We start from the raw sequence: 7063 nt of genomic DNA, 5'->3' as shown, positions 1-7063 counted from the left end.
GGGTGAAACGAGGTCCTGCGCGGCGAGTGGCCGGGGTGGCGCGGTCGTACCGGAACGAATAGGACTTACTGGCAGGTAACCCAAGGGACTGCACACCCCCAGCGCGGGACCGTCCCGGAACCCGCACCAACTCCCCACGAGGGGGCCGTACGATCCCGGGACCGACCGCCGGTGACCCATGTCCGAGGAACCCGGCGATGAACGAAGAACGCCTCGGCGCCCGGCGATGAGCACGTCGGCGCGCGAGGCACGTACGTCATGAGGCACGTACGTCATGAGGCACGTACGCGATGAGGCGCAAACCTCATGAAGCACGTACGTCCATGCAGCAGAGCAGTGACAACAGTGACAGCGGTGACGGCGCAAGCAGTCGTCGCCGCCGCACGTCCCAGGAGCCGCCCGTGTCCACCCCGCTTCCCTCCTTCGCCGCATCCGCCGGTTACGCCGACTCGCCCGGCCCCACCCTGGTGGCGCCCGAGACACGGCGGCTGGACGGGGCCGTACGGGAGGCGTACGTACCACCGCTCGCGCCGCCGGTGCGCCGCGGCTCCCTCGCCGATCTGCCCTTCGACAACGCGGCCGCCGTTCCGGGCCAGGTGGTCCTCAGCCGCAGGTCGCCGGACGGGGGCTGGTCCGACGTGACGGCCGCCGGGTTCGCGGAGCAGGTGCTGGCGGTGGCCAAGGGCATGATCGCCGAGGGTATGGCGCCGGGCGACCGCATCGCGATCATGGCCCGGACGACGTACGAGTGGACGCTGCTGGACTTCGCGGCGTGGGCGGCCGGCCTGGTCACCGTCCCCGTCTACCCGACCTCCTCCCTCTTCCAGACCCGCTGGATCCTCCAGGACTCCGGCGCGGTCACCCTGGTCACCGAGACCACCGCGCAGGCCGCGTCCCTCGGTCCCGAGCTGGACCGCATGCCCGACCTCAAGAACCTGTGGGTCATGGAGAAGGGGCACGTCGAGCGGCTGGCGGAGCTGGGCGCGCGGGTGCCGGACGCGGAGGTGGAGGTCCGCCGGGGCATGCTGAGCCCGAGCACGCTCGCCACCCTGATCTACACCTCGGGCACCACGGGCCGCCCGAAGGGCTGCGCGCTGACCCACGGCAACTTCTTCGCCGAGGTGGACAACGCGATCGAGCTGCTCTACCCCGTCTTCAAGGCGAAGACGGGCGAGGAGCCCTCCATCCTGCTCTTCCTCCCGATGTCCCACGTCTTCGGCCGCATGGTCGCCGTGGCCTGCGTCCGCGCCCGGGTCCGGCTCGGCCACGCGCCGAGCCTGAAACCGCGGGACCTGCTCCCGGATCTGGCGGGCTTCCGCCCGACCTGCCTCCTGACCATTCCGTACATGCTGGAGAAGATCTTCAACACCGCCCGCGCCAAGGCCGAGTCGGGCGGCCGGGCCTCGTCCTTCGACCGCGCCGTCTCGGTGGCGGTGCGCTACGGCGAGGCCAAGGAGGACCGCCAGACGGGCGCGAGCGGCGGCCCGGGCCGCGGCCTGAAGACCGCCCGCTCCATCTACGACCCGTTGGTCTTCCGCAAGATCCGCAACGCCATGGGCGGCCGGGTCCGCCACGTCATCTGCGGCGGGTCCCCGCTCGGCCGCCGCCTGGCCGCCTTCTACGCCGGGGCCGGCATCGAGATCTTCGAGGGCTACGGCCTCACCGAGACGACGGCGGCGGCGACGGTGACGCCCCCGCTGAAGCCGCGCCTCGGCACGGTCGGCTGGCCACTGCCCGGCACCCGCGTCCGCATCGCAGCCGACGGCGAGATCCTCATCGCCGGAGGCCAGGTCCTGCATGGTTACTGGGACACCCGGGCGGGCGGCGTCGTCCCGGCCGCCCCCGACGGCTGGTTCGCCACCGGCGACATCGGCAGCCTGGACGACGAGGGCTATCTGACGATCACCGGCCGCAAGAAGGAGATGCTGATCACCGCGGGCGGCAAGAGCGTGGCCCCGGCCCCGCTGGAGGACTGGCTGCGCTCGCACCCCCTGATATCCCAGTGCATTGTCCTGGGCGACCGCCGCCCGTACGTCACGGCCCTGCTCACCCTCGACCCCGACGGGCTCACCCACTGGCGGCGCATGAACGGCAAGCACCCGGTGCCGCCGGAGCTGCTGACCGATGACGAGGAGGTCCTGGCGGTGCTCCAGCGCGCGGTCGACGAGGCCAACAAACTGGTCTCCCGCCCGGAGTCCATCCGCCGCTTCGCCGTCCTGCCGAGGGACTTCACCGAGTGGGAGGGCCACCTGACCCCCTCGATGAAGCTGCGGCGCGAGGAGATCATGCGGGACTTCGCGGGGGCGGTCGAGGCGCTGTACGAGACGTAGACCACCAGGCGGTCACTGTCCGGCAGTCAGCGGCGGGCGATCAGGCAGGCCTGCGGGACCTTCGAGGAGGTGTCCTCCTCCTGCACCCGCACCGTTCGGGACAGGACGGTGAACCCGGCCTTCTCCAGCAGCTCCGCCATCGCCTCGGGCCGCCGCCGTTCGCAGTCCAGGGCGACCGGGTGGCCGAAGGGGCGGTCGAGCCGGAGGGGCTCGTCGCCGGCCTGGAAGGCGAGGAGCAGATGACCGCCCGGGGCCAGGACCCGCCGCACCTCCCCGAAGAGGTCCGGCAGTCGCTCCCACGGCGTGTGGATCGACGAGTACCAGGAGACCGCTCCCGCGAGGGCGCCGTCGGGCAGGTCCAGCTCCAGCATGGAGCCCTGCGCGAACCGCAGGTCCGGGTGCTCGCGGCGGGCGATCGCGAGCATCGAGGCGGAGAGGTCGAGGCCGAGGACCCGCAGGCCCAGCGAGGCGAGGTGGGCGGTGACCCGGCCGGGACCGCAGCCGAGGTCGGCCACCTGCCCCTGTGGCCCCACCAGCTCGGCGAAGGCGCCCATCAGCGCCCGGTCGAGCGGACCGCCGGCGCCCGCGGAACGGAAGCGGTCGGCGTAGTCCTCGGCGATGGTGTCGTAGAAGGCCCGGGTGGTGTCCAGGAAGTCGGTGTCCAGGGCGGGGGTGTCCTCGGGGCCGGTGTCCAGGGAGCCGGTGCGGCGGGGGGCGGTGTCGCGGGCGGTGTCGTCGGTCATGGCGGGACCCTAGCGGCGGGCACCGACAACCGGATGCGTCACCGGGAATGCGTCCAAAGGGCAGGAGCCCCGTCGCCGAAGTCGGCACGGGGCTCCTTGGGTACTGCTGTCAATCAGACAGGAGTGACATTCTCCGCCTGCGGACCCTTCGGGCCCTGCGTGACGTCGAAGTTCACCTGCTGGTTCTCCTCGAGGGACCGGAAGCCGGTCGCATTGATCGCGGAGTAGTGGACGAAGACGTCGGGGCCGCCGCCTTCCTGGGCGATGAATCCAAAGCCCTTTTCGGCGTTGAACCACTTCACGGTTCCGGTAGCCATAAGCCCTCCTTGGGCCCAAAGGGTTGCCCTGCTCCAGAACCAGCAAGTGTGAAGACTGGAATTCTGCACAACTGCATATGTCTAGGAACGACGAGAGCCCGCGGTCACATGCTCCGCAGGCTCTGTACTGCAAGGGAAACCAAACTGCAACTTGCTGTGAGCCTAGCACGCAGGGCCCCGAGCGCAACAGAGGCCAAGATCACTTCACCCGAATGTTTGAACACCTGCGCCGTTCGGCTGACGCCGGGGGTCGGCGGCGGGCGGTTACCGGGGGAGGGCTAGCCTCGCGATGTGGACAATTCTCGCACCCGGCCGCGCGTCGGCCACATCCAGTTCCTGAACTGCCTGCCTCTGTACTGGGGGCTCGCGAGAACAGGCACGCTCCTCGACTTCGAGCTGACGAAGGACACCCCGGAGAAGCTCAGCGAGCAGCTGGTGCAGGGCGATCTCGACATCGGTCCCGTCACCCTGGTCGAATTCCTCAAGAACGCCGACGATCTGGTCGCCTTCCCCGACATCGCCGTCGGCTGCGACGGCCCGGTGATGTCGTGCGTGATCGTCTCGCAGGTTCCGCTGGACCGGCTGGACGGGGCCCGGGTGGCCCTCGGGTCGACTTCGCGCACCTCCGTCCGCCTCGCCCAGCTGCTGCTGGCCGATCGGTTCGGCGTCCAGCCCGACTACTACAGCTGCCCGCCGGACCTGAGCCTGATGATGCAGGAGGCCGACGCGGCCGTCCTCATCGGCGACGCGGCCCTGCGCGCGAACATGATCGACGGCCCGCGCTACGGCCTCGAAGTGCACGACCTGGGCGCGCTGTGGAAGGAGTGGACGGGTCTGCCGTTCGTCTTCGCGGTCTGGGCGGCCCGGCGCGACTACGCCGAGCGCGAGCCGGTCATCACCCGCAAGGTGCACGAGGCCTTCCTCGCCTCCCGCAACCTCTCCCTGGAGGAGGTCGGCAAGGTCGCCGAGCAGGCGGCCCGCTGGGAGGCCTTCGACGAGGAGACCCTCGCGAAGTACTTCACCACGCTCGACTTCCGCCTTGGCGCCCCGCAGCTGGAGGCGGTCGCCGAGTTCGCCCGCCGGGTGGGCCCGAGCACCGGTTTCCCGGCGGACGTGAAGGTGGACCTGCTCCAGCCCTGACGCGTACGGCATTCGCACGGGGTTCCGGGCAGGCTGCCCACTACCCTGCACAGGTACCGGAAGGTACCGGCAGGCACTGGCCGGCGTACGGGGGAGAGGTGGACGCCATGCAGCCGCTCGATGTCGACGAACCCACCGCCGTGGGGCCCTACCGGCTGCTCGGCCGACTGGGCTCCGGCGGTATGGGCCGGGTCTACCTGGGCCGCAGCGCCGGCGGCCGCACGGTCGCCGTGAAGATCGTGCATCCGCACTTCGCGCTCGACGAGGAGTTCCGGGCCCGGTTCCGGCGCGAGGTGGAGGCCGCGCGCCGGGTGGGCGCCGACTGGACCGCGCCCGTACTGGACGCGGACCCCGAGGCGCGCGTGCCATGGGTCGCCACGGCGTACGCGGCCGGTCCGTCCCTGACGGCGGCCGTCGCGGCCCACGGCCCGCTGCCGGCCCATTCGGTACGGGCGCTCGGTGCGGGCCTGGGCGAGGCGCTGGCGGCGGTGCACGAGTTGGGCCTGGTCCACCGGGACGTGAAGCCGTCCAACGTACTGCTGACCCTCGACGGCCCCCTCCTGATCGACTTCGGCATCGCCCGCGCCACGGACGGCACCGCCTCCCTGACCTCGACGGGCGTCTCGATCGGTTCGCCCGGCTACATGTCGCCCGAGCAGATCCTCGGCAAGGGCGTCACGGGCGCCGCGGACGTGTTCTCGCTGGGCGCCGTCCTCGCCTTCGCGGCGATGGGCGTGCCGCCCTTCCCGGGGGACTCGTCGGCCGCGCTCCTCTACAAGGTCGTCCACGAGGAGCCCCAGCTCGGCGCCCTGGACGGGGAGACGAACGGCGGGACAGGGATACGGGAGCTGGTGGCGGCGTGCCTGGCCAAGGACCCGGCCGCCCGCCCGACCCCCGGTGACCTGGCCCGGCGCCTCGCACCCGACGGTGCGGCGCGGCTCGTCTCCGGCGGCTGGCTGCCGGGGGCGCTGGTGGAGCAGGTCAGCCGGAGCGCCGTGCAACTGCTGAACCTGGAGGCGGCGCAGCGGTCACCGGAGCGGGCGGCGGGCCCGGACCCGGTCCCGGGACCGGCCTCGGAATGGGCGGCGGGCCCGGCCTCGGGCCCGCTGGGGTTCAGCCGCCCGTCCGTCACGGAGGGAGGGGAGGCAGTGGCGGGAGCGGCGGGTGCGGTGGGTGCGTCGGAGCCCACCGTCGGTGCCTTCGGACCACCGCCGGTGATGCCCTCGCAGGGCGGGCCCGTGCCCGGGCCGAGGGACGGCGACCCCGCACCGGACAGGCTCGCCCTCTCCGTCGCGGCGACCTCCACACGAGGCGTCGCCGGACGTGGCCGGCGGTTCAGCTGCACCGTGGCCCTCGCGGTGGCGGGAGCACTGGCGGCGGTGACGGTCGGGTCGGTCTTCGTCCTGGACCTGCTGCCGGGCCAGGGCGGAGAGAAGACCCCGGGAACCGGTGACACCGCCACCCACGCCCCCTCCTCGCCCCGCGCCGTCCCGCAGCGTTACGTCGGCACCTGGGAGGGCCAGGCCGTCTCGGTCGACGGCAACCTGCCGCTCGGCACCTTCCGCCTGACCGTCCGCGAGGCCGAGGTGGGCGAGGAACTGGGCACTCTGCGCCACACCGACCTCCTGGGCGGCATCTGCGACGACGTACTGACGCTGAAGAAGGTGACGGAGAAGGAGGTCGTCACGAGCGCCGTGGGCGCCGAGGGCAACCGCGGGGTCTGCGTCCAGACCCTCCACGCCGTCCGCATCAGCCCGGTCGGCGACGACCTCCAGTACCAGTCCGACAGCAAGGGGTCGGGGCGGCCGAAGGCGCGGCTGTCGAAGGTCGAGTAGCCGTCGGCACCCACCGGCGCGCTGGTGGGTGCCGACGGTCAGCCGGTCGTCACACCACCTGGATCAGCACGTACGGCCGGTGTACCAGGCACCGCCGATGTCGGAACTGGAGCCGATCCAGGTCACGCCCGGTCCCACACACTTCTCGCTGTTCGGACCCCAGTCGTCGATCTCGATGACGATGCGTGAGCCGTCCGAGGTGCAGTGGTTGTAGTAGGCGTCGGAGTGGGTCTCGTAGAAGCCGCAGGGGTTCGCCGCGGCCGGACCGGCGCTCATGGTGACCGCGCCGGCGGATGCGAGAAGGAGAGCGACGGAGCCGAGGGCACCGGTCACGATACGACGAAGACGCAAGGGGAGCTCCAAACAGTAGGACAGGGACGGGAGTCCGGAGCGGCGATCGTGTGCCGGCCGATCCGGTGTCGACGCCCGAGAGTGGCAGCTCGGAGCAGCCGTTCCGGTCCTCAGCGGCACCGTTCACCCGACGAATCGATTCGCTTCTGCGCCGAGCGGCTGGTCTTCGCCGGTTCCTCGTACGCCGGGCCGGAAGCGGGTGTGCCGACCCTGCCGAGTGCGAGTGCGAGTGCGAGTGCGAGTGCGAGTGCGAGTGCGAGTGCTCGCGGAGCGGCCTCGACGGATGTCCTTCTGGTGTCCGCACCAGCCCTTTGGATAGCGTTGGTTCGCTCCAGTGGTCCCTCCCC

6 protein-coding genes are annotated in these 7063 nt (G+C 71.5%); 3 read left to right on the top strand and 3 right to left on the bottom strand.

Features of this window, described 5'->3' with window-relative positions; translation table 11 throughout:
• Positions 1-401 precede the first annotated feature (401 nt).
• Entirely contained in the window at positions 402-2330 is a 1929-nt protein-coding gene (locus ABEA26_RS31115) for an AMP-dependent synthetase/ligase (RefSeq protein ID WP_345596800.1), read from the top strand.
• A gap of 26 nt (positions 2331-2356) precedes the next feature.
• Here the strand turns inward: ABEA26_RS31115 and ABEA26_RS31110 are convergent, their stop codons facing one another.
• Positions 2357-3073, bottom strand: a complete 717-nt coding sequence (locus ABEA26_RS31110; RefSeq protein ID WP_345596799.1) for a class I SAM-dependent DNA methyltransferase — start codon at positions 3071-3073, stop codon at positions 2357-2359.
• Between the two features lie 113 nt (positions 3074-3186).
• Entirely contained in the window at positions 3187-3390 is a 204-nt protein-coding gene (locus ABEA26_RS31105) for a cold-shock protein (RefSeq protein ID WP_030813734.1), read from the bottom strand.
• Positions 3391-3681: 291 nt separating this feature from the next.
• Between ABEA26_RS31105 and ABEA26_RS31100 the strand changes: the two genes are divergently transcribed.
• Positions 3682-4530 carry a menaquinone biosynthetic enzyme MqnA/MqnD family protein gene (locus ABEA26_RS31100; RefSeq protein ID WP_345596798.1) on the top strand — a complete coding sequence of 283 codons (849 nt, stop codon included), beginning with the start codon at positions 3682-3684 and terminating at the stop codon, positions 4528-4530.
• A 107-nt stretch (positions 4531-4637) separates the two neighbouring features.
• A complete protein-coding gene (locus ABEA26_RS31095; protein WP_345596796.1) occupies positions 4638-6365 on the top strand; it encodes a serine/threonine-protein kinase in 1728 nt (575 codons plus the stop codon).
• A 63-nt stretch (positions 6366-6428) separates the two neighbouring features.
• Here ABEA26_RS31095 and ABEA26_RS31090 read toward each other — a convergent pair whose 3' ends face one another.
• Entirely contained in the window at positions 6429-6716 is a 288-nt protein-coding gene (locus ABEA26_RS31090; protein WP_345596794.1) for a DUF6355 family natural product biosynthesis protein, read from the bottom strand.
• Between the last annotated feature and the right edge of the window lie 347 nt (positions 6717-7063).

Source organism: Streptomyces marokkonensis (genome assembly GCF_039539045.1).
In the GTDB taxonomy this organism is placed as follows: domain Bacteria; phylum Actinomycetota; class Actinomycetes; order Streptomycetales; family Streptomycetaceae; genus Streptomyces; species Streptomyces marokkonensis.
The sequence above is the reverse complement of the archived record's forward strand: the minus strand, read 5'-3'. Positions and strand labels throughout refer to the sequence as shown.

Bases quoted from the DNA above. Each gene is read 5' to 3' on its own strand.
- ABEA26_RS31095 (WP_345596796.1), top strand. From the start codon at position 4,638: ATGCAGCCGCTCGATGTCGACGAACCCACCGCCGTGGGGCCCTACCGG.
- ABEA26_RS31105 (WP_030813734.1), bottom strand. From the start codon at position 3,390: ATGGCTACCGGAACCGTGAAGTGGTTCAACGCCGAAAAGGGCTTTGGA.
- ABEA26_RS31110 (WP_345596799.1), bottom strand. From the start codon at position 3,073: ATGACCGACGACACCGCCCGCGACACCGCCCCCCGCCGCACCGGCTCC.